Genomic DNA, 26,346 nt, shown 5'->3' on the forward strand with positions numbered 1-26,346 from the left:
TTATCACTAACATTGTTATCGTTAGTGAGAGCCCTCTATGTACGTATGCCTTTGCCACGGAGTTACCGACAGAGACATCCGCGAAGCCGCAGAAAATGGCGCCTCGTCTGTACGCCAGCTTGGTAAAGAGTTGGGTGTTGGCACCCAGTGCGGCCGCTGTGCGAGCATGGCCCGGAGCATACTGAAAGAAACCCGTTCATCGGATTATCTGGCGATGGCCAACATGTTGGCGACTCCAGCCTGACGGGTTTTTTACCCCCCTGATTTCGAAATAGGTTCTAACACGCTATCCTTGTCTGGTGATACGCGAAATCCATAGGGATTCGCGGAACCCGAAACAGCCGCTGGCACCGTTTCAACTTTGATACGGCCCCGGAGAGATAAGGAGCGTTGCAATGAAAGGTGATAAGAAAGTCATTCAATACCTGAACAAGGTACTTGCCAACGAATTGACGGCCATCAACCAGTATTTCCTGCATTCACGCATGTACAAAGACTGGGGCATCACCAAACTCGCCGCCAAAGAATACGAAGAATCCATCGATGAAATGAAGCACGCCGATCAGCTGATCGAGCGTATCCTGTTTCTCGAAGGCCTGCCCAACCTGCAAGACCTGAACAAGCTTCTTATTGGTGAGAATGTGCAGGAAATGATCGAATGTGACCTGAAAATCGAACACATGGCCCATGTGGATCTGAAAGAAGCGATTGCTTACTGCGAGCAGGTGAACGACTACACCACCCGACAGTTGTTCCGCAGCATTCTGGACAGTGAAGAAGAACACATCGATTGGCTGGAAACTCAGCTCGAAATGATCAAACAGATGGGCATCCAGAACTACATACAGCTTCAGTCATCCGCAGCGGAGTAATTACTTACAATGGATCTGTCTTGCTTTAAGGCCTATGACCTGCGCGGCAGCGTACCAGAGCAGCTGAACCCGACCCTGGCCGAGAAAATCGGCCGGGCGTACGTCGAAGTCACCGGCGCGAAAAAGGTCATCGTTGGATACGACATTCGCTTATCTAGCCCGGAAATCGCCGAAGCCCTGAACTCCGGCCTGATGGCCGCCGGTGCTGACGTGCTCGACATCGGCTTGTGCGGCACTGAGTACGTGTACTTCGCGACCAGCCATTACCGCGCAGACGGCGGCATCATGGTCACCGCCAGCCACAACCCCAAGCACCACAACGGCATGAAAATGGTGGGGCCGGAATCCCGCCCGATCAGTTCCGATAACGGCTTGAACGAGATTCGTGATCGGGTAAAAGAGCCGTTCGCGGATGCCCCGGTGCAAGGCAAATACGAAACACTGGAAGTTACCAGTGCCTACATCGACCACCTGCTGGGATACATCGACGCGGCCGCCCTGAAACCGATGAAGATCGTGGTCAACGCCGGCAACGGCGGTGCAGGTCTGGTGATCGACGAACTCGAAAAACACCTGCCATTCGAATTCATCAAAGTGCACCACCAGCCCGATGGCAACTTCCCGAACGGCGTGCCTAACCCCATCCTCGAAGAAAACCGAGCGGCCACCGCTGACGCCGTTAAAGAGCATGGCGCCGCTATGGGCATCGCCTGGGACGGCGACTACGACCGCTGCTTCTTCTTCGACGAAAACGGCCGCTTCATCGAAGGCTACTACATCGTCGGCCTGCTGGCAGACCAGTTCCTCAGAAAAACCGGCCCCGGCAGCGTCATCCACGACCCAAGACTGGTCTGGAACACCCAGGATCTGGTAGAAGCTGCCGGCGGCAAAGCCATTGAAAGCAAAACCGGCCACGCCTTCATTAAACAAAGAATGCGCGACGAAGACGCCGTCTACGGCGGCGAAATGAGCGCCCATCACTACTTCCGCGACTTCGCCTACTGCGACAGCGGCATGATCCCATGGCTACTGATCGCCGAACGCCTGTGCCAGTCCGGCCAAACCCTGTCGTCCCTCATCGACGCCAGAATCGAAGCCTACCCGGCCAGCGGTGAAATCAACCGCACCATCAACGACCCGGCGAAGGTCATTGCTGCCATCGAAGAGAAATACTCCTTCGGCGCGAAAAACGTCAGCTTCGTAGACGGCCTGAGCATCGAATTCGACAACTGGCGCTTCAACCTGCGCATGTCGAACACCGAACCGGTGGTTCGCCTAAACGTAGAATCCAGAGCGGATATCGCCCTAATGGAAGAGAAAACAAAAGAACTACTAGGAGAAATGGAAAAGCTGAACGCGTAACGAAAGGCGTTCAGCACAAAGATCGGGGCCGAGGTATCGGGTACACCCTCTAAAACATTCAGGGAAACCACGTTTTCCGTTTTAGAGGGTGTACCCGATACCTCGGCCTTACTCCTTTGCTTGCCTTAGTGCTTAGAGCCAATCGTTCAACATAACCCCAATACCAAACCGCTCAACCCGCACGTTATAGTCAATCAAACTCTCGCCATAGCCGTTGTAATACTGGAAGAACCCCTTCAAAGAATCCCCCATAGGAAAGCTATAACCAAACTCCACCGACGTCCGATTATCCGACCTCAAATTATTCAGCAGCTTCAACGAAAACGTACGATCCTCCGTCAGCTTATACACCGCATGATAACTGGCGTGCCCCAAATACCGCTCAATATCCGCATTGTCATCATCACTGCCGCTCTCAGGCAACCGCAACCAAGGCTTCACCATAAATAGCCAGCGATTATAACTGTACGCCGCCGAGCCCATAATGCGGTTCCAACTCCGCGAACGCGGGTCCGCCTGCCCGTTCGACTGATGATTGAGCCCCACCGACACCGTGTTTAACGTACCCGGGCCAATGTTCCAATTCAGTTGGTGGCGGAAAAACAACTCCGGCTCATAATTGGTTTCCCGAAACGGCGCAGACTCATCCTGATTGTACACCTGCCAAAACGACTTCTGGGTATAACCAAACCAGAACGTGGTTTGCTCATCGAAAATCCCCGTCAACAGGGGAATCTTGAAGCTGAGCTGGTACTTCGCCTCCTCCCGGCTGAGATCGTAATCGTAAAACGTGTGGCCCAATCGAGGGCTGTACGGCGTGTAATTCGGGTCTTTCACCCAGGTCAGGGGCAAAATGTAATTGGGCTTGTGGGAAACAAAGCTGCCGGTGAAGTAAAACAAGCTCTTCTCTGCTTCCAGATAACTGCTGACCAGCGAATCCATTACGCCGGCATCCGGATCATCCTCCAAAGCATTACCCACAATCTCCTCGCGCTTCTCCTTGTCGACGGCCAAGACATCGGCACGCTTGTTTGCCTGCTCGACAGATTCCTCCTTCGCTTCTTCCCGGGCCGCTTTTGGATCATGTTGGGCGTCGTAACAGGCAAGCCTGCGAACGCCGTCTACAATGAGCGCACAGTCCACGTTATCCGGCTCATTCTCACCGTCGGCCCAGGCCGGTAACGCCGGTGCCAACGTGAGCATGCTCAGTGAAAAGGCGAAATGAAATCGAAACGTCATAAGGAATTCCTTTAACTGGCGCTGAGACTAATCCATGTGTTACCGATGCCGTATATCCAAATACCCAAAAGCGTGATGGCGAGTAAGGCAAAAATCACCTTGTGGCGGCTGCGGCGTTCATCGGTGGCGGCCGCGACCCAACGCAAATACATTAAACCGATAAAGCTTAAAAACACACCGAGGCTGGCCAATGCCGGAACCAGCAACCAAGCCGGACTGATGGGGTTGTCGGCGCTGGACTGACTGCTGAACCAGCCCATTGAAAACAGCAGAATCGCCAAAGAACTAAACTCGAGAATCAGCAGCGGCTTGCGGCGCTTATCGGGTTGATTGTCAGGTATTTGGGGCATGCTAAGGCTCACAGGTCGTGAAGGGTGGTACAGTAGCGCCTATGGTAACCGGAAACGAATAGCATTGGGTTGCAGCCTACAAAACTGTCATTAAATGGGTTGAAATCAAATTCTGATTCTGCTGTTTGGTTTTTTTGCAGGGGCTCAATCGCTATAATGCTGCGACCGAAATATTATAACGCTCAAATGCGAGGTGCATTGTGAAGATGAAGAGAGTCCTGGCTGTTGGTTTGCTTGGCTTTAGCCTGGCTGCCGGTACTGCACTGGCAAGTGTTGAAGACGAAATCCGTGAGCGCATCAAGCCAGTAGGTGAGCTGTGTTTGCAGGGTGACGAGTGCGGCCAAGCGGTTGCCGCACCGGCCAGCTCCGGGCCGCGTTCAGGCAGCGAAGTTTATGAAGCTACCTGCACCGCCTGTCACGCAACAGGTGCTGCGGGTGCGCCGGTTGTTGGTAATGCCGATGCCTGGGCTCCTCGCATCGAGAAAGGTCTGGAAACCTTGTTTGAGCACGCGCTCAACGGTTTCAATGCCATGCCGCCGAAGGGTGGCTGTGCCAGTTGCGGGGATGAAGAAATCACCGCAGCGGTTGAGCACATGGTCGAGTCAAGCCAGTAAGATTGGCTTGAAATGCAACAAAGCCCCGCGATGCGGGGCTTTGTTGGTTTAGAGGCCGAGATCTCCGATCAGAGCACTGAGGGTCGCCTTGCCCTTTTTCTGGTTGGCTTCTTTATCCTGATCACCCAAGCCTTCCCACTTCACGTCTTCCTCCGGTAACTCGTCCAGAAAACGGCTGGGGATGGTTTCCAGCTTTTCGCCGTATTGTTTCCGTGAAGCAGCATAGGTTAGCGACAGAGTTTCCCGCGCGCGGGTGATGCCCACGTACATAAGCCGCCGTTCTTCCTCAATGTTGCCTTCTTCAATGCTGCTTCGGTGTGGCAGAATTTCCTCTTCAAGCCCCATGATAAACACGTGCGGAAACTCCAGCCCCTTGGAGGCGTGCAGCGTCAGCAGCTGGACCTTGTCGCTGTCATCTTCCTCTTCCCGCTGTTCCATCATGTCGCGCAGAATCAGTTTGGCGATGGCATCTTCAATGCCCAGCTCATCCGCGGTGCCTTTGCCGTCGTCCAGCATGCGCTGGATGGATTCCACCAAATACCAGATGTTTTCCATCCGGCGCTCCGCTTGTTTCGGGCTGCCGGAGTGCTGGTGCAACCATTCCTCGTATTCGATATCGGTGAAGAGTTGCTTGATCACCGGAATCGGGTCTTCTGAAAACAGCCTTTCGCAGGTTTTGTCTACCCAGTGGGCAAAGCGGCGCAGGCGATCCAGCCCTTTCTCGGTGACATGGGTTTCAGCGCCCATATCACTGAGGGCCTTGAACAGGCTAACGTTGCGGGACCGAGCGTAATGGCTCAGTTGTTCCAGAGTGCGCGGGCCAATTTCTCGTCGCGGCACGTTCACCACGCGCAGAAAGGCCGCATTGTCGTCCGGGTTGATCAGCAACCGCAGGTACGACATGGCATCTTTGATTTCGCTCTTGGAGAAGAACGACTGACCGCCGGAGAGACGATACGGAATCTGGTAGGCCTGCAACTTCATTTCCAGCAGCCGGGCTTGATGGTTGCCCCGGTAGAGCACCGCAAAATCCTGAAAGTTCAGCCCGTTTTTAAGCTTTTGGTCGAGAATTTCGGTGGCAACCCGCTCTGTTTCGGCGTCTTCACTGCGGCAGCGGATGATGCGGATTTCCTCACCGATGGTGTGGTCACTCCACAAAGCCTTTTCAAACACGTGGGGGTTGTTGGCGATCACGGTGTTGGCGCTGCGCAGAATCCGGCCCGTGGAGCGGTAGTTTTGCTCCAATTTAACGATTTTCAGGCTAGGGAAATCTTCTTTAAGCTGCACCAGGTTTTCCGGGCGGGCACCTCGCCAGGCATAGATCGACTGATCGTCGTCGCCGACCACGGTAAACGCGGCGCGTTCAGCCACCAATTGTTTGACCAACTCATACTGGCACACGTTGGTGTCCTGATACTCATCCACCAACAGGTAGCGAATCTTTTTGCGCCACTTTGCCAGTACGTCCGGGAAATCCCGGAACAACTGAACGGGCAGCAGAATCAGATCGTCAAAATCAACAGCGTTGTAGGCTTTCAGGTACTCGTTGTACTGCTTGTAGATGATGGCGATGCGTTGTTCGCGTTCATCAGCGGCTTTGCTGTAGGCCTCGGCAGGACTGCGCAGTGCGTTTTTCCACGACGAAATGGTCATCTGCACGTCGTTCACTTCGTCGCCGGCCTCCGCACTGCCACCACGCATCATCAGATCTTGCAGCAGGGCTTTGGCATCCTCGGCATCGAAAATCGAAAAGCCGGGGTGATAGCCCATATGCGGGTGTTCATCCCGAATGATGTTCAGGCCCAGGTTGTGGAAGGTCGATACAATCAGGCCACGGGCCTTTCCCCGATCAACGATCTTGCCCACTCGTTCCTTCATTTCCCGAGCGGCTTTGTTGGTAAAGGTCAGTGCCGCAATGTGACGGCCGGGGATGCCCAGATCTTCAATCAGGTGGGCAATTTTTCGGGTGATCACGCTGGTTTTGCCGCTGCCTGCACCGGCCAGTACCAACAGGGGGCCGTCTGCGTAACGAACCGCTTCTCTTTGTCTGGGATTGAGCTTGTTCACAGTAATGAGGCCAAATATAAGAATCGTGCAGGAAGAATCACTATTTTTTATTCTACACCAGCCCGGCAGTATGTACCTTCGGGATCTTACGCTATGCTAGAAACTACGGATGTTACGCTTACCGATACATGGATCCCGTGCAATGACCTTGCCCCCTGACAGCCGGCACGATCGCCTGCGTCTTCTTGTTTTAACTACCGAGTACACAGATTTCTTGTGGTATCAGGATATGCTCTCCGGCGATGCTGCACTGAGCCTCGATGCAACTTGGTGCCCGGACCTCATCGATTGTGACGACCTGATCTACAACGCCAGCTTTGATGTCATCGTTTGGGATTGCGTGTTTCATGCCGGGTGTGAATCGTCGTTTCTTCAGTATTTAACCGTCTCCGGTGGTGATAAGCCAGTTCTTGCCATCAGCGCGGAGGCCAGCGACGATAAAGGGCCGGAACTTTTGGCTGGCGGTGCAGCGGATTATTTGTGCCGGCAAAGTTTGGAAACCTGGGGCTTTCGGCGCGCGGTAAAATGTTTGTGGTATCGGGAGCAACTCTCTGTGTTGTCTCACGGTCAGTTGGGTCGCGAGGTGGCCTCCGGTTTTATCAATCGGGATCTGTTCTTTGAGCGCTTGCAGCATGCTTTGCTGCGCGCCGAACGGACTCAGAGCCGGCTCGCACTGATTCACTTGAATGTGGACAGTTTTCGCAGCATTAACGAATCTTTCGGGTACCAGAAAAGTGATCAGCTCATTGTTCAGTTGGCTGATCGGCTCAGGCGGGAGTTGCGACGTCTGGATTCGCTGGCCCGTATTGGCGGCGACGAGCTGGCGATTATCATTGAGAAAGTCGAAGATTCCCTGGACCTTAGCCAGATCATTCGCACGTTGGTGATGAAGGTGCCCGAGCCCGTGGTGATCGATGGCCAGAGTATTGTGATCAGTGCCAGCTTGGGCGTGGCGACCTATCCGGAAGCCGGCGACAGTCCGGAAGAGTTAATGCGCCGTGCGAATCGGGCCATGTTTGAAGCCAAGCAAGATACCGGTACCAGTTACCGTTTCTACAATCGCGAGTTGCATATTTCGACCGGGTATCAGCTGCGACTGGAAACAGACCTGCGCCACGCGATCCGGGCGCAGGAATTGGAGTTGTACTACCAGCCCCGTATTGACCTGGCGACGGGCGAAGTGCGCGGAATGGAGTGCCTGCTGCGCTGGAACCACTCGAAGCGAGGCATGATCGGGCCTGATGAATTTATTCCGGTGGCAGAGCGTAGCGGCCTGATTGTGCCGATTGGCTACTGGGTGATCGAGCAAGCCTGCCGGCGCTTGCAGGAAAGTGCCGAACTGGGTTTCCCGGGGCTGGTGATGGCGGTGAATTTGTCGTTCCGGCAGTTCCACGACCCGAAAATGACCGAAACCATATTTCGGATTATTTTCAACGCCAATGTGGATACCAGTCTGTTGGAGCTGGAACTCACCGAAAGCGCTATGATGCACGACCCGGAATATGCCCAGCGTTGCCTGCGTGAGCTTAACCAGCTGGGGGTCAGCTTTGCGCTGGATGATTTCGGTACCGGTTATTCTTCGTTGAGTAACCTGCAGCACCTGCCCATCTCATTGGTGAAAATCGATAAGTCGTTTATACAGGACCTGGGAAATTCAGCGGATGCGGAGCACATTATCCGAGCCATTATCACGCTGGCCCACAGCCTGCACATGAGTGTTGTTGCTGAAGGTGTAGAGACGAAAGAGCAGCTGGAATTTCTCCAGCAACAGCATTGCGACGAGATTCAGGGTTACTATTTCGCACGGCCTATGCCGTGGGATGATCTTGTTCAATTTTTGACCCAACAGAACCGGTCCGCTTGCCTGTAAGAGTAAGCCGCTGTACCTTTGCGCTTTAATTTCGCAAGCGATATGACAGAGGTTGCATGAACAGTATCTCCCAGCGTATAGCTGAAGAACTCGGAGTACGCGAGCAACAGGTTAACGCCACGGTTGCTATGCTGGATGAAGGAGCCTCGGTTCCGTTTATTGCCCGCTACCGGAAAGAGGTAACCGGCTCGCTGGACGACAGTCAGTTGCGAACCCTGGAAGAGCGCTTGCGCTACCTGCGAGAACTTGAAGATCGTCGCGGTGCGATTCTGAAAAGCATCGACGAGCAAGGCAAGCTGACCGATGAGCTGTGCGCCAGCATCAACTCAGCCGATACCAAGAACCGGCTCGAAGATTTATACCTGCCCTACAAACCCAAGCGCCGGACCAAAGCTCAGATAGCTCGTGAGGCTGGTCTGGAGCCTTTGTCCGATGCGCTTTATGACGACCCTACACTGGACCCCGAAAGCACCGCTGCAGGCTACCTGAACGGCGAAGCCGGCATCGCTGATACCAAAGCGGCGTTGGACGGCGCACGTTACATCCTGATGGAGCGCTTTGCCGAAGACGCGGAGCTGTTAGGCTCACTGCGAAATTTTGTTTGGCAAGACGGGCAACTGAAAGTAACCGTGGTCGCCGGTAAAGAAACCGAAGGCGCTAAGTTCCGCGATTATTTTGATCACGTGGAACCGCTCAAAAAGGTGCCGTCGCATCGCGCATTGGCCATTCTGCGTGGCCGTAACGAAGGCGTACTGACGTTTTCTATTGTCATGGGCGATGGGGAAGACGACCGCCGTCAGCCGCACCCCGCTGAGCAGCGCATTGCCGCACATTGGAATATTCGTGACAACAGCCGGGCCGCAGACAAATGGTTGAACGACGTAGTGCGTTGGACCTGGCGCGTGAAACTGTCTACCCAGATCGAAACCGATCTGATGGCGCAGGTGCGCGAAGCAGCCGAGGCCGAAGCCATCAATGTATTTGCCGCCAATCTGAAAGATCTGCTGTTGCTGGCACCTGCCGGGCCCCGGCCGACACTGGGGTTGGACCCCGGCCTTCGTACCGGCGTCAAAGTGGCAGTGATCGACGGCACCGGCGAGGTGTTGGACCATGGCGCCATTTTCCCGCACGCACCACAGAACCAATGGGATCGTTCGATTGCCCAGCTGGCGGCCTGGTGTCAGAAATTCAAGATCGAGCTGGTCGCTATCGGTAACGGTACGGCCTCCCGGGAAACTGAAAAGCTGGTGGCGGATCTGACCAAACGTTACCCGGATCTGAAGCTGGCCCGCATTGTGGTGAACGAATCCGGCGCGTCCATCTACTCCGCGTCGGAATTTGCCTCCCGGGAACTGCCAGATCTGGATGTGACCATCCGTGGTGCCGTATCGATTGCCCGTCGCCTGCAGGATCCCTTGGCAGAATTGGTGAAGATCGAGCCGAAATCCATTGGCGTGGGCCAGTACCAGCACGACGTGTCTCAGGTGCAGCTGTCACGTAGCCTGGACGCGGTGGTGGAAGACTGTGTTAACGGTGTTGGCGTAGATCTGAATACGGCTTCCGTTCCGTTGTTGGCGAGAGTGTCAGGCTTGAGTCAGACCATCGCGCAAAATATTGTGGATTTCCGGAGTCAGAACGGTGTTTTCAAAAGCCGCAAACAGCTGCTGAAGGTTGCCCGTTTGGGCGAGCGGACGTTCGAACAGGCAGCAGGTTTCCTGCGGATTGCCAGCGCTGAAAACCCGTTAGACGGTTCTTCGGTGCACCCGGAAGCCTATGGCGTGGCCGAAGCCATCGCCAAACGCAACAATCGCAAGATTGAAAACATCATGGGTGATGCCAGTTTTCTGCGCAGTTTGAACCCGCAGGATTATGTTACCGAACAGTTTGGTTTGCCCACCGTGAAAGACATCATTGCTGAGCTGGAAAAACCAGGCCGGGACCCGCGCCCGGAATTTCGCTTTGCTAGCTTTGAAGAGGGTGTCGAAACCCTGAACGATCTGAAACCGGGCATGGTGCTCGAAGGGTCAGTCACCAACGTGACCAATTTCGGAGCATTCGTTGACATCGGCGTGCATCAGGACGGCTTGGTTCATATTTCTGCCTTGTCTAATACTTTCGTCAAAGACCCCCGCGAAGTGGTTAAAGCGGGTGATATTGTGAAGGTCAAGGTCATGGAAGTGGACATCCCCCGTAAACGGATTGCCCTGTCGATGCGCATGGACGATCAGCCGGGCGCAGATACCTCGGCCAAGTCTGCCAAAGGCGGTGACCGGGCAGGCAAACGTTCCAGCAGCAAACCACAAAACAGTCAGGGCCAGAGTGCCATGGCGGGTGCGCTGGCTCAGGCTTTGGCTTCAGCGCGAAAAGACGGTCGCTGACCTCTATTCATGATTCAGTGGCGGTGTACGCAATGATAAGCGCGCCGCCTTACAGGAGCATACAATGGCTGATTCCCGCCACTCCCTGTTTTACCAATTCTCTGCGTCCGATTGGGGCGGCTTTCTCAAGGGTGTCGAAAAAGAAGGTTTGCGGGCCGATGCCAATGGCTTTATCGCGCAAACACCGCACCCGTCTGCTCTGGGGGCAGCGCTCACGCATCCTCAGATCACAACAGACTACTCTGAAGCTCTGTTAGAACTGATCACACCGGTATTTAACACCACCGAAGGTATGCTCGCGTCGTTGCGGGATACCCACCAGTTCGTGCAGCAGAACCTTGGCGATGAAGTGTTCTGGGCTGCCAGTATGCCTTGTGAGATCAACGGCAACGAGAGTATTCCGATTGCTGAATTCGGCACGTCCAATACCGGCCAGCTAAAGCACGTCTACCGCCAAGGCCTGGCCGTGCGCTATGGCCGTATTATGCAGAGTATTGCCGGGACTCATTACAATCTCTCGTTACCCGACAGCTTCTGGACGAAGTGGCAGGAAGTGACCGGGAGTACCGGCGCGTTGAAGGATTTCAAATCCGAGCAGTATTTCTGGTTGATTCGGAACTTTCGTCGCCGGAGCTGGTTGCTGATGCTGCTGTTTGGCGCCTCGCCGGCACTGGATGCCAGTTTCGTGGCGAGCGTAAAGCACGATCTGAAACGCTTCGACGATCGCACTTGGGCCGGTACTTATGCCACCTCGCTGAGAATGGGCGATCTGGGTTATCACAACAACGCCCAGTCGTCGTTGAACATTTGTTTCAACGAGCTAACCACCTACACCCAGACGCTGGATCAGGCCATTCATACCGACTGGCCGGATTACCAGGCGATCGGCACGCGCCGGAACGGCGAGTTCATACAGCTCAACACCAGCATCCTGCAGATAGAAAACGAGTATTACAGCGCGATTCGCCCCAAGCGTACGGCAGAACGCGGCGAAAAGCCGATTCAGGCGCTGGATGCCCGTGGTGTCGAATACATAGAAGTGCGGTGCCTGGATCTGGATCCGTTCTCGCCGATTGGCATCAATCGCGAGCAAGTGGATTTTCTGGATCTTTTCTTGTTGGACTGCCTGCTCTCTGAGTCCCCGGTGATTGGAAAAGACGAGTGCGACCGTCTCGATGACGGCTACAAAGACGTGGTTGCCCAAGGGCGCTGGCAGGATTTGACCTTGTGTCAGGGTGGTGCGCGGGTTGCTGTGGGCCCGGCGGCCAAAGAACTGTTGTCGCGTTTGCAGCCCTTAGCGGAACTGCTGGACAGCTGGCAAGGCGGTGAAACCTATCAGACGGCACTGTCGGCCCAGCAAGCGAAGATTGAAGGCGACGACTGGTCTGTGCCGTCGGCACGGGTAATGGAAGCCATGAGTGCCTCCGGTTTGGGGCACCGGGATTGGGTGCTGTCTGTGTCGAAACAACATAAACAGACACTGACCGAAAAGCCGCTGTCGGCGGATACCCTCGCGCGCTTTGAAGCCATGTCCCGCGACTCCAAAGCCGAGCAGGCAGCTATGGAAGCCGCTGATACCCAATCCTTCGCTGAGTTTTTGGACGATTATCTGAAATCCTGAACCGTACTGTGCGTCACCACTAAAAAGGGACGTGACGCACAGATTACTGATCTGGGTTTGCGGCCTCTGTTACCTGCTGTTACGTTGTGTAATACAAAGTAGGGAGACACGTTATGGCAAAGGACAGTGGGCTCGGTTGGGATGTCGAAGCGCTTAATAAAGCGTATCGCCAAGGCGCAATGGCAGGTTCTATGGGCATGGCAAAGTCTCGTTGCCCCTACCGTGGCGACGTGGTGATCGCGGCATGGGAAGCCGGCTGGGATGACGCGCAAGCGGTTGCCGAGGCTCAGAAACAGCAGCAGAACGACAACCTGTTTGCACACATCGCCTGAATCCGCGCGTTAACGCTGCACCACAAACTCCGTAAACAGTACCCCGGTGATTTGCTCCCCGGTTTGCTGCTCTTCAAGTACGCTGTTAATTCTTCGGGTGGCTTCTTCGCGCAAGGCCTGTTGCCCTTCCATCGATGACAGCGTGTCTAAATCCGTTTGTTCCCCGAATAGCACCACCAGTTCATGGCGCAGTCTTGGAGAGTGTGCCTCTACTGCTGGCCGTACCGACTCGCCGGAGGCTCGCAGAGTCACAGCGGCTTTCAGGTAGTTTATCTTGTTGCCCGGCTTGCCTACGTGGGTAACAAAAGCTGGCTTCATTTCAATGTAGTCAGTGACAGCCTTCTCCTCGGGGGCGTCTTCTTCGCCCTCCTCGGCCACCGCGGCGTTCTGCCACAAACTCATCGTAAGAAGCACCAATAGCAGGCGTAAGAAAAATATCCGGTTCTTGGTCATGTGCTTAGCGTTATTCATAGGTTACGATTGGGTCCATCGAGTATGTGTACCTGACATCATGATTCCGAGGTGACGTTTTGACAAGCAGATGGGTATTCGGCTTTGTGTTTTTACTGTGTGCGGGGCTGCTGGCGGTGGCGTTCTATATGGAACACGTTATGGGAATGAAGCCGTGCCCGCTTTGTTGGCTGCAGCGCTTCGGTTTCATGGGCGCAGGGTTGGTGAGTCTGATCGCCTTTCTGCACGGGCCCGCCGAGATGGGGCGCCGGATATACGGCTTCTTTCTCATTCTTACGGCGGGTGCGGGTTTGGGTATCGCCGGGCGACAGCTCTGGTTGCAGAATTTGCCGGCCGATCAGGTTCCGGCGTGTGGACCTTCGGTTGATTACCTGTTGCAGGCTTTGCCCTGGCTCGATGTGCTCAAAACCGCACTTCGCGGCACCGGAGATTGCGCCGCGGTGGTATGGCGTTTCCTGGGCTTAAGCATACCGGGTTGGACCGCCGTATTCTTTGCCGGGCTGGTTTTGTTGGGCTTGGCTTTGCTGTTTTGCCCCCGTTGGTTTGGCCAAAAGTTGCAGAGCTGAAATAGTTGCGACTCACGGCAGCCTTGGGGTAACTTGACTAGACGAAAGCGAAGCCACTTGAATAATAAAGCCAGTGAACTGGTTGCTTGGTCGAAGGGAGACAGGCGTCATGTTGGAGAATTGTCGGAATGCCAAGGAGCGCTGGGGCGGCGTCAGTGAGTTGATTGACCGCTGGTTGAAAGAACGGCAGCAGCTTCTGGTTCATTACTGCGAGCTGTCCGGCGAAAGCGATCGCAGTCCATCAGAGGCCCTGAGCAAAAAGTTCATCCGGTTGTGTGAAGTGCTGGTGGACTATGTATCGGCGGGCCACTTTGAAGTCTACGAACAGTTGATTCAGGAGGCGCGGGAGTTTGACGACGGCGGACTGGAATTGGCTGCCAAAGTCTACCCGGAGATTCAGAAGACCACCGAAGTGGCGTTAGCGTTCAATGATCAAGTCGATAGCCGTATTTTGACGCAAGAAGATGTCGATACTTTGTTTAACGAGCTCTCGCGCTTAGGTGAAGTGCTGGAAAGCCGGTTTGAGATGGAAGATTTTCTGATTGAGAACTTGCACGGAGCCCATGCGGAGAAGGTAGCCTCGGCCTGAAGCCGGTTCTGAGCAAACCTTTGTTGTATTCAAAAAAGCCGGTCTGGGGTTGCCCCTCAGACCGGCTTTTTAGTGCCAATCGCGATTATTCGGCTTCTGGGTTAATTTTCAGAAGCTCAACATCGAAGACCAGCGTTTCGTTCGGAGCAATGGCCTGGTTGCCGGCGGCACCGTAGGCCAGTTCTGCCGGGATATACAGCTTGTAGCGAGCCCCTTCGCTCATCAGCTGCAGGCCTTCGATCCAGCCCGGGATTACCTGGCCAACGCCAAAGGTGGTCGGCTTGCCACGTTCCCGTGAGCTGTCGAACACCTCACCGTTGATCAGCTCGCCGGTGTAGTGCACTTGCACACGGTCTGAAGCGGTTGGCTTGTCACCGTCGCCTTCTTCAATCACTTCGTATTGAAGCCCGGACTCGGTGGTTTGCACTTCTTCACGCTCGGCGTTTTCAGCCAGGAAAGCTTCACCGGCTTCTTTGTTCTTCTGGGCCAGCTCTTCGTACTGTTCTTTTTGCTGGCTTTGCAGCTCTTCCTGATAGGCCATCAGCGCGGTTTGGATTTCTTCACGGGTCAGACGCTTGGCATCTTCGTCGCCGGATTGGCCATGCTCAAAGCCTTGAATGAACTGCTGCAGTTGCAGGTCGGGCAGGTCATTGCTCATGCGCTCGCCCATGACCAGGCCCATGCCATAGCTGACTTTCTCTGGTGTGGTTTCCAGTGACGGATCTGGCTCGGTGGTTGAGCAACCGGCAACAACACCGGCCATGGCTACGGCTAAGAGTGTTTTCTTCATGAATCGTTCCTTTGCACATGTTTCAGGGCTCTTCGGCCCTGTTGGAAATTTAGGGTCAACAACTTAACGGGTTCTGTAAGAGGATGCTACTGAACAAGTGTTAAGGCTGCGGCATGGTGATTGTCATGACTCTCTGTTGTAGGCTGGGCCGTTGAGAGAGAAAGGCGCGCTATAGGGCGTTTGCCAGTCATCACCGGCATTGGCCGCGGGGGCATTTTTTGAAGGTGCTTCGTTGCGCTCGATCGCCAGTGCGTTCCACTGGCCCTGAGCGGGGGGCTGGTCGGCGTAGTGCCAGTGGCCATCCGTATCTTTCCATTTGAATACGATATCAGGGCCGTTGGTAGGGGCCGGAGACGGAACAAGCCCTTCAAAGGGGGGCAGCGGTGCCTCGGCTTCGGCGTTGCGTACCGGCTCGGACACTTGTTCCGGATCGCCCAGTCCGAAAAAGATCAGCAACAACAGCAGACCAAGGGCAGGGAATGATAACCGTATCAGCCATTTCATCAGCATGGCTCGGTGCTCCGTTGAGAATGCTCCGCCAAAAGGCTGGCAAGCTTGGTAATTTGGGTCATAGGCTGAGTTTCCCGTGTCGTGAGTGGAGCTGCGGAAAGTAAGTTCTGCACGATAACCGTGGTGCAGTTGTGCATGCTCGCAACGTCCGGGTTGCGCTCATAAAGCGTTTGCCATGCCAGCGCCAGTTCTGTTTGCTCAGCCTGTAATTCAGCTTTTGCGAGGGCGCTTCGGAATTCATGAGTCGGGCCATGATCCCGGGGGATCGATTTTCTTGCTGCGCGGATGCGACCGGTTACATGCTCGCGCCACTCTGTTACCTTAGCGTCCTCGATACCGGTGAACGTACGTCCGTTCACCCCTAACCAGCCAGCGCAAAGAATACGGGTTACGCTCCAGCCTTGCGCCTGCAACATCAGGCAGGTTTCGGCTAAGTCCGGTTTTTGCCAACAGGCCAGTGCATAACGCCAAAGTGGGTTGTCCGGTTCCATTAAGGCCGGCAGAGTCAGTGAATCTGTCTGCGTCATGGTCACGGTAGCCCTCTTCCTTGGCTGACATCCATGAATTAAAGTTGCTCTATGTTAACGATAACCGATCTCAGTTTACAACGGGGCGGCGTCTGGTTGCTAGAAAACGTCAACGTGACGGTTCAGCCGGGCCAGCGTGTTGCCATTGTCGGCGCCAATGGTGCCGGTAAATCCAGTTTGTTTCAGCTCTTATTGGGCCATTTGAGCCCTGAACAAGGCAGTGTTGCTTTGCCCGGCGGCTGCCGGATTGCACACATGGCACAGGAGGTGGCGGCATCGTCCCGATCAGCGCGGGATTTTGTGCTCGATGGCGACTTGGAATTGCGGCGGCTGGAAGCGGAGCTGGTCGCTGCTGAAGCCCGCGGAGACGATTACGCGGTTGCCCACATCCACGGCGATCTGGATATCCATGAGGCTTGGTCGGCTACTCGCCGGGCTGAGGCGCTGATACGCGGGCTGGGGTTTGCCGATAGCGATGCAGACCGCCCGGTTTCTGCTTTTTCGGGTGGCTGGCGTATTCGTCTCAACCTGGCTCAAGCGCTCATGCGCCCGTCGGATCTGCTCTTGCTTGATGAGCCAACCAACCACCTGGATCTGGATGCGTGTCTCTGGCTGGAAAACTGGCTGCGTAAGTATCCGGGCACGCTGTTGTTTATCTCTCACGACCGGGATTTCATGGACCGGGTCTCAACCCATCTGGTGCACTTCGACCAGAAGAAGCTGGAGCTCTATACCGGTAATTACTCAGCGTTTGAAATTCAGCGTAGTGAACGACTGGCCCAGCAACAAGCCAGCTTCGAGCGGCAGCAGGCGCGTATTGCTGAAATCCAGCGCTTTATTGATCGATTCAAAGCGAAAGCCACCAAGGCCAAGCAAGCGCAAAGCCGGGTCAAATCGCTGGAACGCATGGAGCGGATTGCGCCAGCACATGTGGACTCGCCGTTCAGCTTCGAATTCCCTGTTGCCGACAAGGTGTCGAGCCCGTTGTTATCGATTCGTCACGGCTCGGCGGGGCATGGCGAGACTACGATTTTAAAAGATATCAACCTATCTTTGTTGCCGGGTTCACGCATTGGCCTTTTAGGCCCCAACGGTGCCGGTAAATCAACGTTTATGGATGCGCTTCGTGGCGAAAATACGCTGATGTCGGGTGAGCGCGCGGCGGGTGAGAATCTGGCCATCGGTTATTTTGCTCAGCATCAACTGGAATCGCTGGATCTGGATGCCAGCCCATTCCTGCACCTGCAGCGTCTTGCCCCACAGGCGTCAGAACAAAAAGTGAGAAACTTTCTTGGCGGTTTTGATTTCCACGGTGACGAAGCGCTGAGCCCAATCCGTTCGTTCTCCGGGGGTGAAAAAGCGAGGGTGGCGTTGGCGGTGATTGCCTGGCAGAAGCCCAATCTGCTGCTATTGGACGAACCGACGAACCACCTTGATCTGGAAATGCGCCAGGCGTTGACCATGGCGCTTCAGAATTTTGACGGCGCTATTGTCGTGGTGTCGCACGATCGTCATTTGCTGCGTAATACCGTGGATGAATTCTGGTTGGTGTCCGACGGGGTGGTCAAAGAATACGACGGCGATCTGGAAGATTATGAGCGCTGGCTGGCGGATCGTCGGAAAGACGATGAAGAACCACCCCTGCGGCAGGTTGTTGAGCAAAAGGCCGGTAACAAAACCGGTACAGCCACACTAAGCGCAGACAAACGTAAGGCTAGAAAGCGGCAGGAAGCGGAGATCCGCAAGAAGATCAGCCCGTGGCGCAAAAAACAGGGCGTGCTTGAAAACCGCATGGAGACACTTCAGGAAAAGCTGTCCTCCGTAGAAGCCTCGTTGTCTGACCCTTCGGTTTATGATGACAGCAACAAAGTGCGCTTGAAGGAACTGCTGGCGGAGCAGGCCGGCTTTAAGCGCGAGCTGGACGAAGCCGAGGCAGAATGGCTGGACGTGAGTGAAACTGTTGAAACCCTTGAGCAGGAATTGACGCTCAGCTCGGCCGAGTCTTGATCTCCAGAGTAAACATCTGGCGCGCAAGATAGTCTTGCTCATTGTGCAGGTCGGCCAGTGTCAGCGGCCGATCGTCCAGCCAGCCTTTCGGAAACTCGACAGTGAGTTTGTCTTCCTCTGCTCGGAGGACGAAGTCAGGGGCCGGCTCCAGATTTCGGGAATGCTGGATGACCACCGCCAGCCGCAGCAGGATGCACAGGTATCGTAGCCGGGGCTTGTCTTCTGCTTCCACGTACTCGAATACCGAGGGCGTTAGCTTTCGCCGATGCCCGCGCACTAAGGTCGCCAAGGCTCTCTGAAACTGCAGGGTGAAACCCGGCAAATCCGAATAGTGCAGCAAGTAAGCACCGTGTTTGTGGTATTGCGAGTGGGAAATGGTCAGGCCGATTTCATGTAGCCGGCAGGCCCAGCGCAAGGCGTCTTCGTCTGCAGGCGTATGCAAGTTCCATGTGTTTGCAACTTGCGCCCAGGCGGCAAGCGCAGTTTGTTCGACAGCGGTACCGTGCGCCTGATCGATGTGGTAGCGTTCCTGTAGTGCGCTAATGGTTCGCTCGCGTACGTCTTCATGCTGAATGCGACCCACCAGATCGTACAAAAGGCCTTCGCGGAGCGCGCCGTCGGCGAATTCCATCTCCTGAATGTCCAGTGCGCGAAACGCGGCCAGAAGAATGGCGAATCCGGCTGGGAAAATGCTTTGACGATCTTCCCGAACGCCAAGGTCGGCGAGTTTGTTGACGTTCCCCATATCCACCAGACGCGTGCGGAGCTCGTCCATCGCGGTGCGGGTGATTCGGCCGTCGGTGAGTTTCAGGGTCGCCAGTACGCTGGCGATTGCCTTGATGGAGCCGGATGAGCCAACAGCACTTTGCCAGCCGATTGATCGATAGCGGCGCCAAATACTCTGCAATTCCTGCTCGGCGTGGATGATCGCCTTGTCCATCTGTTTGCGGGTGATCTTGCCCTCCGGGAAATACAAATTTCGAAACGATACGCAGCCCATGTGCATGCTAGAAAGCTCTTGTGGCTCGAAGCGCTCTCCAATCACAAACTCGGTGCTGCCGCCGCCGATATCGATCACGAGCCTTCTGCCTTCGTCGTCCGAGAGCGTGTGGGAAACCCCCAGATAAATCAGGCGCGCTTCTTCCCGGCCGGCGATCACCTCAACAGGATACCCCAGCACTTCTTCCGCTTTGTCGATGAACTCTTGTGAGTTGCGGGCCACACGCAGTGCGTTGGTGCCGACAATCTGTACGCCCTCGGGCGGCGTTCCTTTGAGTCTTTGAGCAAACCGGCGCAGGCACTCAATGCCGCGTTGCTGGGCTTCTTCGCTGAGGTTGTTGTGCTCATCCAGGCCCGCGCCCAGCTGAACTTTTTCACCCATTTTCTCTACGGTGCGAATTTCACCATGTACCAGACGGGCAACAACCATATGGAAACTGTTGGATCCCATATCAATGGAAGCCAGCAGGTCCGGGGTGGGAGCGTCGTACTCGGCATTAGATGCGGCCGTCACGGTAAGAGGTGTCCTGTGTAGAGTGAACTTGTCCGTACTATAAGGGAAACATCATCAAAGTGTCAGTAGCCAAATGCGGACAATACTGACCGCAATCAAACTGGCCGTGGATACAACCTACTTCACATACACGCCGCCAATCGCGTAAAGTATTGCTTATCGACTTTCGGGTAGACGGCTTCCATGAACCGAAGATTAACCGTCTGCTATAGCCAACAGCGACTCCTTTGCTGACACGAAAACAGCGGGAGCGCCTGAATCAGGAATAGGTAATGAGCGGAAATATCGTTAATGTCACCGACGCTTCCTTCGAGCAGGACGTACTGAAGTCTGACGTTCCGGTACTGGTAGATTACTGGGCTGAGTGGTGTGGTCCGTGCAAAATGATCGCGCCGGTTCTGGAAGAAATCGCCGACGAATACGAAGGCAAGCTCAAAGTCTGCAAACTGAACATCGACGAAAACGAACAGACGCCACCTAAATTTAACATTCGTGGCATCCCGACCTTAATGCTGTTCAAAAACGGCAACGTGGACGCCACCAAAGTCGGCGCGCTGTCCAAGTCTCAGCTGGCGGCATTCCTGGACAGCAACCTCTAATTGCTTCCAGTTGCCTGAAAACCGTCCCGGAGCCCTGCTCCTGGGCGGTTTTTTTATGCGCCGTTCAGGCGTTTTAGATGACTTGACCCAGCTCGCTGATGTCGTAGCCGCCCAAGGCTTCGGCTTCAATTCCCACCCCGACTCGGCTTCGGCCGCGCCAGTGCCGAAGTGGGGGCGGTGATGATGGTGGGCGGCAACATTGACGGAGTCACCCGGGTCATGACCACCGCTATCGTGCTGGAAACCGGCAAAGGTAACCTCCCGCTGGCCCTTGGGCTGGGCATTGTCCTGCTGACATTGGTGATGTTGATTAACGCCGGTGCCTATCTGGTGGGTGAAGTGACCCGAATGCCAAATAAGTGAATTTCTGGCATGATCGTTACATGTTCCATTCTGTGGCGATCATGAAACGGCTATAACAGAAATGACGATTGAGCCCTTACTTCCAGACCCCAAAGACCCACGTCTGTCTCGTGGCGTTGAGGGCGTTGACGAAAATGGTGAGCACAAATCCATCACCGTGACCGATGTCGAAAGCAAACTGGAAAAGAAAACCCGCACCTCGGGCTGCGCTGTAGGCACGGTGTTTGGCGATATGATGGCCGGGCATGACTGAGTGCGCGGTGATTCTGGCGGGCGGCCAGGCCAATCGCATGGGAGGTGGTGACAAAGGCCGGTTAATGCTTGGCGGGCGCTCGTTAATGGGCCGCGTCATCGAGAGAATCACCCCGCAAGTTGAAGCTGTCGTGCTGAATGCCAATGGAGATCTGAGCCGCTTCGAGGATTTGAGCTTACCCGTAGTGGCGGATTCTATCGAGGGGTTCCCCGGGCCGTTAGCAGGCATACTTGCGGGCATGGACTGGGCCGCCGAGCAGGGGTATGACTGGCTGATCAGCGTGGCTGCCGATACGCCGTCTTTTCCGCGGGATCTGGTGCAGCGGCTGGGCGAGTACGACACGCCGGTGGTGCTGGCCGCTACCCCGGACCCGGAGCGAGGGCGATTGCCCCAGCCGACCTTTGGGCGCTGGCGGGTCGCCCTGCGGCATGATCTGCGCGCCGCCCTGAAGGACGGCGTGCGCAAGATTCGCCAGTGGACGCAGGCGCAGGGCGAGACACTGGTGGTTTTCAGCGAAGGCGATTTTTTCAACATCAACACGCCGGATGATCTGGCATGGGCGGAGAAACACCTGACGTGAATGTGATCGGTATCGTGGGCTGGAAAGATTCCGGAAAAACAACCCTGGCCAGCGCCTTGATCAGCGAACTTTCCGGTAGAGGGCTGACAGTCAGTTCGATCAAGCACGCACACCACGGTGTGGATGTTGATCAACCGGGTACAGACAGCTACAAGCACCGGCAGGCTGGCGCTCAGGAAGTGATTCTGGCGGGTGGCCAGCGCTTCGCCATCATGCACGAATTGCGCGGTGCCGAAGAGCCAACGCTGGATGAATTGCTGGCGCGTTTGGGCCCTTGCGATTGGGTTGTCGTGGAAGGGTTCAAAACCCACTCGCATCGAAAAATTGAGGTGCATCGGCAGGAAGGTTTGCGAGCGCCTTTGTATCGCGAGGACTCCAGCATCATCGCGGTGGCCGCGGATTACCCGGCCGAGTTCTCCGGCCCCGTTTTTGATCTGGACGATGTGTCCGGTATTGCTGACTTTGTGCTGAGCTGTGAACACTTAACATCGGGAGAGTCATGAAACCGCTCCGTAACGATTGTTTTGCCTTGCCCCCCGGGGTTAACTGGACCCCAGCTGCAATTCGGCGATTGATGGCTATGCGCTTGCAGGGCCGTCGCGCTATTTGTTCCAGGCCTCACCTCTGGCGACATCCGACGCTTTTTGCTCAACCCAGTGTTCGCCTGTTTCGGACAGTTCTTTTTTCCAGAACGGCGCGGAGGTTTTCAGCGCGTCCATAATGAACTGGCAGGCCGCAAACGCATCGGCACGATGGGCACTGCACACGCCGACAAACACGATTTGATCTTGCAGCTGCAGCTGGCCGACCCGATGAATAACCCGAGCTTTGCGCACATCCCATCGTTGCGACGCTTCTTCGATCAACGATGCAATCACTTGTTCAGTCATGCCCGGATAGTGTTCCAGAAATAATCCGGAAACATCCTGGGTGTCGCCAGAATCGCGAACCAGCCCGGTAAAGCTGGCAATCGCGCCCGTGCCGGCACCGCTGTCGCGAAGTGCTAAGTACTCAGCGCCCGCATCAAAATCTTCGGTCTGAATGCTGATCATGCTAACCCCCGGTTACCGGTGGAAAAAAGGCAACTTCGTCGCCGGCTCGGATTGGCGCCGAGGATTTGGCCATGGCCTGATTGATGGCAATCATCACAGGTTGGTCGCCTTGAAGTTGCGCCCAAGGGCCACCCCGGCCAGCCAGTTCTGCCAGCAGATCCCCGACGGTCTGATGCCCGGATATTGCCAGTGTCAGTTGCTCCGTGCCTAATTCTTCACGGAGGCGGGCAAAGAAACGGACGGTAACGGTCTTGTCGGTCATATCAGCTCTGCAACTCCGTAAACGGGTAATAGGTGATCAGGTTTCCTTTGGAAAGGGTGCTGTGCTCTGGAATAACGGCTAAGCCATCGGCCCAGCATGCCGAACTCAACACGCCTGAACTCTGGTTCGGGTAGGCGCTGACTTGCGTTTGGCCATCTACCAGTTCCGTGCGCGCACGGACGAATTCTCTGCGCACAGAGGGCGTGCTAACGTCAAAGCCGGCCGGGAGTTGCTGGCCAACCGGATGAACCCGCTGTCGTCCTTGTCGGGCGCGAATATAGGGCATCACGACCATCAGAAACGTAACCAGTACCGAGGCCGGATTGCCGGGCAAACCGAAGACCGGCGTTTCGTTGACGGCCCCAAACGCCAGAGGCTTGCCGGGCTTGATCGCAAGGCGCCACAGCGACAGTTCGCCGGCTTCTTCCAAAGCCGCCCGAACGTGGTCTTCTTCGCCCACGGAAACGCCACCACTGGTGATGATCAAATCTGCTTGTGCGGCTGCCCGTGCAAGGGTTTCTCGGGTTGCTGCCCGGGTATCGCGCAGGGTTTCGCACAGCACAACCTCACAGCCGGCTCCGGCCAGCAGAGCGAGCAGAGTGTACCGGTTGGTGTTGTAGATCTGGCCCGGCCCCAGAGGTTTGCCGGGGTCGACCAGTTCATCGCCTGTGGACAAAATGGCCACCCGCAGCTTTTTAACCACTGCAACCTCAGCTAAACCCAGAGACGCTAAAAGGCCCATTTCCTGTGCACGGATTTTTGTGCCTTTACTCAGGGCAAGGCTGCCTTTGGTCAGATCCTGGCCCTGCCTGCGGATATTCTGGCTGGCCTGAACTTCTGCGTTGATCAGAATGCCACTGTCGGTCACCTCGACGCGCTCTTGCATGACCACGGTGTCGGCGCCCGCCGGGATTTCTGAACCTGTGAAAATGCGAGCCGTGGTTCCGGGTTGCAGTGGCGCTGGTGCGGAGCCAGCGGGAATCCGGTCAGATACCGGTAGCGGCTGGCCGGGCACATGATCCCCAGCTCGCAAGGCGTAGCCGTCAACAGCGCTGTTATCGGCGGGCGGCACATCAGCCGGAGCCTGATAGTCCTTGGCCAGTATGCCGCCAAAGCTCTCTGTAAGAGGCTGCACCTCCGTCGCGGTAATGGTCGGCGCCTGGTCGAGCAGATGAGCAAGGGCGTCTTCGAGCGATGTGAGCTGGGCGGTCATATACGAGTCTCCGGGATCAAATCTAGCGTGTTGCACGGGTTCCGATGATGTCGTTCAGGCGCGCAATTGCGCGCTGCGGTTTGCGTCTTACCAAAGCTGAAAAATTACAGGGACCGTGGCGGCTGTCCAGTTGCGGACGCAGGATGCCATTCCAGCCTGTTCGGCAGGCTCCCGTTGAACCTGGTAGACAGAAAACGACGGTGTGGTTGGCAAGGCCGGCAAAGGCGCGGGATTGAATGGTGGAACTGCCAATTTCCGCGGCGGATAAACGGCGGAACTCCTCACCAAAGCCTTCGATCGACTTGTCCAACAGCGGTACGACTGCTTCCGGCGTGCTGTCTCGCTCGCTAAAGCCGGTACCGCCGGTGATGATCACAGCATGAATATCCGGATCGGCAATCCAGAATGATATGGCGGCGCGTATCAGATAAACATCGTCCGGCAATATGCGGCGAGACGTCACGTTATGCTCCGCTTCCACCACGCTGTCTTCGAGAAACTGGCCAGAGGAATCTTCATCAAAACCACGGGTATCGGATACGGTCAGAATCGCAATGTTGAGAGGCTCGGGTGCGTGCGTGGGTTCAGTGCTCATGGCGAATCGCTCCGAAAGTCACAGGGAAAGTAGTCTCTGTCAGTATCCCTTTCAACGCCGGCCAATGGAAGGGAGTAACCTGCCAGAGAGGGGTGCTGGGCTTACGAACAGGCATTTGGATCAAAAATTGGCGTAAATTTGTCCAGTACACTTGACATATCCGGTCAAGGTGGTCGATTATGCTGACTGCCCGGCGAACAGTTGTTCCCACTCTACTGGCTCAAGCAATTATATTCGGCTTCCCTCTGCACCGGATGCTCCATCTGCCAGCACCTTGTTTCAATATATATTTATGATCAACGCGTTCAGGGGCATCCCTGCAATTTCAACCGTCGTTTACTTCCATTCCTGAAAAATCCTACAAATTATGAATCTTACTGAACTCAAGCAGAAATCTGTGCCCGAATTGCTCGAAATCGCGCAAGAAATGGGCCTCGACAACCTCGCCCGTTCGCGCAAACAAGACGTCATCTTCAGCATCCTGAAGAAGCACGCTAAGAGCGGCGAAGACATATACGGTGATGGTGTACTGGAGATTCTGCAGGATGGCTTCGGCTTTCTACGTTCTGCCGACGCGTCATACCTGGCCGGCCCTGACGACATTTACGTGTCGCCAAGCCAGATCCGCCGTTTTAACCTGCGCACGGGTGACACCGTCGCCGGCAAGATCCGCCCACCCAAAGACGGTGAGCGTTACTTTGCTCTGCTGAAAGTGAGCGAGATCAACTTCGATAAGCCCGACAATGCTCGCAACAAGATTCTGTTTGAAAACCTGACGCCGCTGTTCCCGGATGAGCGTTTGGTACTGGAAGTGGGTAACGGCAGTACCGAAGACCTTTCTTCACGGGTACTCGACCTGGTATCACCCATCGGTAAAGGCCAGCGTGGTCTGATTGTGTCGCCACCCAAGGCCGGTAAAACGCTGTTGATGCAGGGTATCGCCCAATCCATCGTTCGTAACAACCCGGAGTGCCACCTGATGGTGCTGCTGATTGACGAGCGTCCGGAAGAAGTGACCGAAATGCAGCGCACCGTGCGCGGTGAAGTGATTGCCTCTACCTTTGACGAGCCACCGGCCCGCCACGTTCAGGTAGCCGAAATGGTGATCGAAAAAGCCAAGCGTTTGGTTGAGCACAAAAAGGACGTGGTCATCCTGCTGGATTCCATGACTCGTCTGGCTCGTGCCTACAACACGGTGATTCCGTCTTCCGGTAAAGTATTGACCGGTGGTGTGGATGCGCACGCTCTGGAGAAGCCGAAGCGCTTCTTTGGTGCCGCCCGTAACGTCGAAGAGGGTGGCAGTTTGACCATCCTGTCGACCGCGTTGGTTGATACCGGCTCCAAGATGGATGAAGTCATCTACGAGGAGTTTAAAGGTACCGGTAATATGGAAGTCCATCTGGACCGTAAAATTGCCGAGAAGCGGGTTTACCCGGCCATCAACGTGCGTCGTTCCGGCACTCGCCGTGAAGACCTGTTGATGTCTGAATCAGAAATCCAGCGTATCTGGATTCTGCGTAAGTTGCTGCACTCCATGGATGACGACACTGCATCTTTGGAATTCCTGCTGGATAAACTGCGGGACACCAAAACCAACGACGAGTTCTTCCAGTCCATGAAGCGTCGTTGAGTTTGAACTTCGGAGTAAGGCGAATTCCGCCCAAGCGCGGATCCTAAGCCTAACACTGGAAGAACCAAGCCGGGCGAGGGGGCCAAAACATTCAGGAAAACCACGTTTTCCGTTTTGGCCC

The 26,346-nt window shown here is 55.4% G+C and carries 29 protein-coding genes; 17 read left to right on the forward strand and 12 right to left on the reverse strand.

The genetic code is table 11. The annotated features are described in order from the left end of the window. Nucleotides 1–37 precede the first annotated feature (37 nt). The 3 genes from MWU64_RS09950 to MWU64_RS09960 all read left to right on the forward strand — a co-directional run bounded on the left by MWU64_RS09950 (nucleotide 38) and on the right by MWU64_RS09960 (nucleotide 2,234). Nucleotides 38–244, forward strand: coding sequence for a bacterioferritin-associated ferredoxin (locus tag MWU64_RS09950; protein ID WP_247063954.1), 207 nt, complete (start codon nucleotides 38–40; stop codon nucleotides 242–244). 151 nt (nucleotides 245–395) lie between these two features. Next, entirely contained in the window at nucleotides 396–872 is a 477-nt protein-coding gene (gene bfr, locus MWU64_RS09955) for a bacterioferritin (RefSeq protein ID WP_247063956.1), read from the forward strand. Between the two features lie 9 nt (nucleotides 873–881). Then, complete coding sequence (locus MWU64_RS09960; RefSeq protein ID WP_247063958.1) at nucleotides 882–2,234, forward strand: phosphomannomutase; 1,353 nt, start codon at nucleotides 882–884, stop codon at nucleotides 2,232–2,234. A gap of 132 nt (nucleotides 2,235–2,366) precedes the next feature. Here the strand turns inward: MWU64_RS09960 and MWU64_RS09965 are convergent, their stop codons facing one another. Together MWU64_RS09965 and MWU64_RS09970 are read right to left on the reverse strand one after the other, a co-directional pair. After that, the gene (locus MWU64_RS09965) at nucleotides 2,367–3,437 is read right to left on the reverse strand and encodes a phospholipase A (protein ID WP_247064012.1); all 1,071 of its coding nucleotides are present in this window, start codon (nucleotides 3,435–3,437) and stop codon (nucleotides 2,367–2,369) included. Nucleotides 3,438–3,484: 47 nt separating this feature from the next. After that, nucleotides 3,485–3,823: a hypothetical protein gene (locus MWU64_RS09970; RefSeq protein WP_247063960.1), complete on the reverse strand. Its 339-nt coding sequence runs from the start codon at nucleotides 3,821–3,823 to the stop codon at nucleotides 3,485–3,487. A gap of 206 nt (nucleotides 3,824–4,029) precedes the next feature. Here MWU64_RS09970 and MWU64_RS09975 point away from each other — a divergent pair, with 206 nt between their 5' ends. Next, the gene (locus tag MWU64_RS09975) at nucleotides 4,030–4,437 is read left to right on the forward strand and encodes a cytochrome c5 family protein (RefSeq protein ID WP_247063961.1); all 408 of its coding nucleotides are present in this window, start codon (nucleotides 4,030–4,032) and stop codon (nucleotides 4,435–4,437) included. Between the two features lie 48 nt (nucleotides 4,438–4,485). On the opposite strand, the gene rep is transcribed toward MWU64_RS09975, so the two are convergent. Beyond that, nucleotides 4,486–6,504, reverse strand: coding sequence for a DNA helicase Rep (rep, locus tag MWU64_RS09980; protein WP_247063963.1), 2,019 nt, complete (start codon nucleotides 6,502–6,504; stop codon nucleotides 4,486–4,488). Nucleotides 6,505–6,646: 142 nt separating this feature from the next. On the opposite strand from rep, the gene MWU64_RS09985 reads away from it, so the two are divergent. The 4 genes from MWU64_RS09985 (at nucleotide 6,647) to MWU64_RS10000 (ending at nucleotide 12,705) form a co-directional block, all read left to right on the forward strand. Next, entirely contained in the window at nucleotides 6,647–8,374 is a 1,728-nt protein-coding gene (locus tag MWU64_RS09985; RefSeq protein ID WP_247063965.1) for a bifunctional diguanylate cyclase/phosphodiesterase, read from the forward strand. Nucleotides 8,375–8,430: 56 nt separating this feature from the next. After that, nucleotides 8,431–10,752: a Tex family protein gene (locus tag MWU64_RS09990; protein ID WP_247063967.1), complete on the forward strand. Its 2,322-nt coding sequence runs from the start codon at nucleotides 8,431–8,433 to the stop codon at nucleotides 10,750–10,752. 64 nt (nucleotides 10,753–10,816) lie between these two features. Beyond that, nucleotides 10,817–12,373: a glutamate--cysteine ligase gene (gene gshA / locus MWU64_RS09995; RefSeq protein WP_247063969.1), complete on the forward strand. Its 1,557-nt coding sequence runs from the start codon at nucleotides 10,817–10,819 to the stop codon at nucleotides 12,371–12,373. 113 nt (nucleotides 12,374–12,486) lie between these two features. After that, nucleotides 12,487–12,705 carry a hypothetical protein gene (locus tag MWU64_RS10000; RefSeq protein ID WP_247063971.1) on the forward strand — a complete coding sequence of 73 codons (219 nt, stop codon included), beginning with the start codon at nucleotides 12,487–12,489 and terminating at the stop codon, nucleotides 12,703–12,705. Between the two features lie 9 nt (nucleotides 12,706–12,714). On the opposite strand, the gene MWU64_RS10005 is transcribed toward MWU64_RS10000, so the two are convergent. Continuing rightward, entirely contained in the window at nucleotides 12,715–13,107 is a 393-nt protein-coding gene (locus MWU64_RS10005; protein WP_247063973.1) for a flagellar basal body-associated FliL family protein, read from the reverse strand. Nucleotides 13,108–13,235: 128 nt separating this feature from the next. Between MWU64_RS10005 and MWU64_RS10010 the strand changes: the two genes are divergently transcribed. Both MWU64_RS10010 and rsd read left to right on the forward strand, forming a co-directional pair. After that, nucleotides 13,236–13,742 carry a disulfide bond formation protein B gene (locus tag MWU64_RS10010; RefSeq protein WP_247063975.1) on the forward strand — a complete coding sequence of 169 codons (507 nt, stop codon included), beginning with the start codon at nucleotides 13,236–13,238 and terminating at the stop codon, nucleotides 13,740–13,742. 109 nt (nucleotides 13,743–13,851) lie between these two features. Next, a complete protein-coding gene (gene rsd, locus MWU64_RS10015) occupies nucleotides 13,852–14,331 on the forward strand; it encodes a sigma D regulator (protein ID WP_247063977.1) in 480 nt (159 codons plus the stop codon). Nucleotides 14,332–14,416: 85 nt separating this feature from the next. Here the strand turns inward: rsd and MWU64_RS10020 are convergent, their stop codons facing one another. From MWU64_RS10020 to MWU64_RS10030, 3 genes are all read right to left on the reverse strand, one after another. Next, nucleotides 14,417–15,121 carry an FKBP-type peptidyl-prolyl cis-trans isomerase gene (locus tag MWU64_RS10020; RefSeq protein WP_247063979.1) on the reverse strand — a complete coding sequence of 235 codons (705 nt, stop codon included), beginning with the start codon at nucleotides 15,119–15,121 and terminating at the stop codon, nucleotides 14,417–14,419. Nucleotides 15,122–15,244: 123 nt separating this feature from the next. Further along, the gene (locus MWU64_RS10025) at nucleotides 15,245–15,631 is read right to left on the reverse strand and encodes a DUF4124 domain-containing protein (protein ID WP_247063981.1); all 387 of its coding nucleotides are present in this window, start codon (nucleotides 15,629–15,631) and stop codon (nucleotides 15,245–15,247) included. Beyond that, on the reverse strand, nucleotides 15,625–16,158 hold the full coding sequence (locus MWU64_RS10030; protein WP_247063983.1) for a DUF2390 domain-containing protein: 534 nt from the start codon (nucleotides 16,156–16,158) through the stop codon (nucleotides 15,625–15,627). Before MWU64_RS10030 ends, MWU64_RS10025 begins: the two co-directional genes overlap by 7 nt. A 51-nt stretch (nucleotides 16,159–16,209) precedes the next feature. On the opposite strand from MWU64_RS10030, the gene MWU64_RS10035 reads away from it, so the two are divergent. Next, nucleotides 16,210–18,165 carry an ATP-binding cassette domain-containing protein gene (locus MWU64_RS10035; protein WP_247063985.1) on the forward strand — a complete coding sequence of 652 codons (1,956 nt, stop codon included), beginning with the start codon at nucleotides 16,210–16,212 and terminating at the stop codon, nucleotides 18,163–18,165. Here the strand turns inward: MWU64_RS10035 and ppx are convergent. Further along, the gene (ppx, locus tag MWU64_RS10040) at nucleotides 18,146–19,678 is read right to left on the reverse strand and encodes an exopolyphosphatase (RefSeq protein ID WP_348645554.1); all 1,533 of its coding nucleotides are present in this window, start codon (nucleotides 19,676–19,678) and stop codon (nucleotides 18,146–18,148) included. The genes MWU64_RS10035 and ppx overlap by 20 nt on opposite strands. 272 nt (nucleotides 19,679–19,950) lie before the next feature. Between ppx and trxA the strand changes: the two genes are divergently transcribed. The 5 genes from trxA to mobB all read left to right on the forward strand — a co-directional run bounded on the left by trxA (nucleotide 19,951) and on the right by mobB (nucleotide 21,976). After that, nucleotides 19,951–20,277 (forward strand): thioredoxin TrxA, encoded by a 327-nt coding sequence (trxA, locus tag MWU64_RS10045; RefSeq protein WP_014420340.1) that lies wholly within the window; start codon nucleotides 19,951–19,953, stop codon nucleotides 20,275–20,277. 219 nt (nucleotides 20,278–20,496) lie between these two features. Then, nucleotides 20,497–20,640 (forward strand): hypothetical protein, encoded by a 144-nt coding sequence (locus tag MWU64_RS10050; RefSeq protein ID WP_247063987.1) that lies wholly within the window; start codon nucleotides 20,497–20,499, stop codon nucleotides 20,638–20,640. Between the two features lie 61 nt (nucleotides 20,641–20,701). Beyond that, nucleotides 20,702–20,893 (forward strand): hypothetical protein, encoded by a 192-nt coding sequence (locus MWU64_RS10055; RefSeq protein WP_247063989.1) that lies wholly within the window; start codon nucleotides 20,702–20,704, stop codon nucleotides 20,891–20,893. Beyond that, nucleotides 20,886–21,473, forward strand: a complete 588-nt coding sequence (mobA, locus tag MWU64_RS10060) for a molybdenum cofactor guanylyltransferase MobA (protein WP_247063991.1) — start codon at nucleotides 20,886–20,888, stop codon at nucleotides 21,471–21,473. Before MWU64_RS10055 ends, mobA begins: the two co-directional genes overlap by 8 nt. Beyond that, nucleotides 21,449–21,976, forward strand: coding sequence for a molybdopterin-guanine dinucleotide biosynthesis protein B (gene mobB / locus MWU64_RS10065; RefSeq protein WP_247063994.1), 528 nt, complete (start codon nucleotides 21,449–21,451; stop codon nucleotides 21,974–21,976). The genes mobA and mobB overlap by 25 nt, the downstream gene beginning before the upstream one ends. 99 nt (nucleotides 21,977–22,075) lie before the next feature. Here mobB and MWU64_RS10070 read toward each other — a convergent pair whose 3' ends face one another. The 4 genes from MWU64_RS10070 to moaB are packed head-to-tail and all read right to left on the reverse strand — an operon-like array spanning nucleotide 22,076 to nucleotide 24,595. Further along, nucleotides 22,076–22,525: a molybdenum cofactor biosynthesis protein MoaE gene (locus tag MWU64_RS10070; protein ID WP_247063996.1), complete on the reverse strand. Its 450-nt coding sequence runs from the start codon at nucleotides 22,523–22,525 to the stop codon at nucleotides 22,076–22,078. 1 nt (nucleotide 22,526) lies between these two features. Next, complete coding sequence (gene moaD / locus MWU64_RS10075) at nucleotides 22,527–22,787, reverse strand: molybdopterin converting factor subunit 1 (RefSeq protein ID WP_247063998.1); 261 nt, start codon at nucleotides 22,785–22,787, stop codon at nucleotides 22,527–22,529. A 1-nt stretch (nucleotide 22,788) separates the two neighbouring features. Then, nucleotides 22,789–24,000, reverse strand: coding sequence for a gephyrin-like molybdotransferase Glp (gene glp, locus MWU64_RS10080; RefSeq protein WP_247064000.1), 1,212 nt, complete (start codon nucleotides 23,998–24,000; stop codon nucleotides 22,789–22,791). 22 nt (nucleotides 24,001–24,022) lie between these two features. Further along, nucleotides 24,023–24,595: a molybdenum cofactor biosynthesis protein B gene (moaB, locus tag MWU64_RS10085; RefSeq protein WP_247064002.1), complete on the reverse strand. Its 573-nt coding sequence runs from the start codon at nucleotides 24,593–24,595 to the stop codon at nucleotides 24,023–24,025. Between the two features lie 367 nt (nucleotides 24,596–24,962). On the opposite strand from moaB, the gene rho reads away from it, so the two are divergent. Then, nucleotides 24,963–26,225 (forward strand): transcription termination factor Rho, encoded by a 1,263-nt coding sequence (gene rho, locus MWU64_RS10090; protein WP_247064004.1) that lies wholly within the window; start codon nucleotides 24,963–24,965, stop codon nucleotides 26,223–26,225. Nucleotides 26,226–26,346: the final 121 nt, after the last annotated feature.

The sequence above is a fragment of the Marinobacter sp. S0848L genome (assembly GCF_023016065.1).
Lineage (GTDB): Bacteria > Pseudomonadota > Gammaproteobacteria > Pseudomonadales > Oleiphilaceae > Marinobacter.

Excerpts from the sequence above, each read along its gene's own strand:
- MWU64_RS09950 (WP_247063954.1), top strand. The coding sequence starts at position 38 with ATGTACGTATGCCTTTGCCACGGAGTTACCGACAGAGACATCCGCGAA.
- bfr (WP_247063956.1), top strand. The coding sequence starts at position 396 with ATGAAAGGTGATAAGAAAGTCATTCAATACCTGAACAAGGTACTTGCC.
- MWU64_RS09960 (WP_247063958.1), top strand. The coding sequence starts at position 882 with ATGGATCTGTCTTGCTTTAAGGCCTATGACCTGCGCGGCAGCGTACCA.
- MWU64_RS09965 (WP_247064012.1), bottom strand. The coding sequence starts at position 3,437 with ATGCTCACGTTGGCACCGGCGTTACCGGCCTGGGCCGACGGTGAGAAT.
- MWU64_RS09970 (WP_247063960.1), bottom strand. The coding sequence starts at position 3,823 with ATGCCCCAAATACCTGACAATCAACCCGATAAGCGCCGCAAGCCGCTG.
- MWU64_RS09975 (WP_247063961.1), top strand. The coding sequence starts at position 4,030 with ATGAAGAGAGTCCTGGCTGTTGGTTTGCTTGGCTTTAGCCTGGCTGCC.
- MWU64_RS09985 (WP_247063965.1), top strand. The coding sequence starts at position 6,647 with ATGACCTTGCCCCCTGACAGCCGGCACGATCGCCTGCGTCTTCTTGTT.
- MWU64_RS09990 (WP_247063967.1), top strand. The coding sequence starts at position 8,431 with ATGAACAGTATCTCCCAGCGTATAGCTGAAGAACTCGGAGTACGCGAG.
- gshA (WP_247063969.1), top strand. The coding sequence starts at position 10,817 with ATGGCTGATTCCCGCCACTCCCTGTTTTACCAATTCTCTGCGTCCGAT.
- MWU64_RS10000 (WP_247063971.1), top strand. The coding sequence starts at position 12,487 with ATGGCAAAGGACAGTGGGCTCGGTTGGGATGTCGAAGCGCTTAATAAA.
- MWU64_RS10005 (WP_247063973.1), bottom strand. The coding sequence starts at position 13,107 with ATGAGTTTGTGGCAGAACGCCGCGGTGGCCGAGGAGGGCGAAGAAGAC.
- rsd (WP_247063977.1), top strand. The coding sequence starts at position 13,852 with ATGTTGGAGAATTGTCGGAATGCCAAGGAGCGCTGGGGCGGCGTCAGT.
- MWU64_RS10020 (WP_247063979.1), bottom strand. The coding sequence starts at position 15,121 with ATGAAGAAAACACTCTTAGCCGTAGCCATGGCCGGTGTTGTTGCCGGT.
- MWU64_RS10025 (WP_247063981.1), bottom strand. The coding sequence starts at position 15,631 with ATGCTGATGAAATGGCTGATACGGTTATCATTCCCTGCCCTTGGTCTG.
- MWU64_RS10030 (WP_247063983.1), bottom strand. The coding sequence starts at position 16,158 with ATGACGCAGACAGATTCACTGACTCTGCCGGCCTTAATGGAACCGGAC.
- MWU64_RS10035 (WP_247063985.1), top strand. The coding sequence starts at position 16,210 with ATGTTAACGATAACCGATCTCAGTTTACAACGGGGCGGCGTCTGGTTG.
- trxA (WP_014420340.1), top strand. The coding sequence starts at position 19,951 with ATGAGCGGAAATATCGTTAATGTCACCGACGCTTCCTTCGAGCAGGAC.
- MWU64_RS10050 (WP_247063987.1), top strand. The coding sequence starts at position 20,497 with ATGACCACCGCTATCGTGCTGGAAACCGGCAAAGGTAACCTCCCGCTG.
- MWU64_RS10055 (WP_247063989.1), top strand. The coding sequence starts at position 20,702 with ATGACGATTGAGCCCTTACTTCCAGACCCCAAAGACCCACGTCTGTCT.
- mobA (WP_247063991.1), top strand. The coding sequence starts at position 20,886 with ATGACTGAGTGCGCGGTGATTCTGGCGGGCGGCCAGGCCAATCGCATG.
- mobB (WP_247063994.1), top strand. The coding sequence starts at position 21,449 with ATGGGCGGAGAAACACCTGACGTGAATGTGATCGGTATCGTGGGCTGG.
- MWU64_RS10070 (WP_247063996.1), bottom strand. The coding sequence starts at position 22,525 with ATGATCAGCATTCAGACCGAAGATTTTGATGCGGGCGCTGAGTACTTA.
- moaD (WP_247063998.1), bottom strand. The coding sequence starts at position 22,787 with ATGACCGACAAGACCGTTACCGTCCGTTTCTTTGCCCGCCTCCGTGAA.
- glp (WP_247064000.1), bottom strand. The coding sequence starts at position 24,000 with ATGACCGCCCAGCTCACATCGCTCGAAGACGCCCTTGCTCATCTGCTC.
- moaB (WP_247064002.1), bottom strand. The coding sequence starts at position 24,595 with ATGAGCACTGAACCCACGCACGCACCCGAGCCTCTCAACATTGCGATT.
- rho (WP_247064004.1), top strand. The coding sequence starts at position 24,963 with ATGAATCTTACTGAACTCAAGCAGAAATCTGTGCCCGAATTGCTCGAA.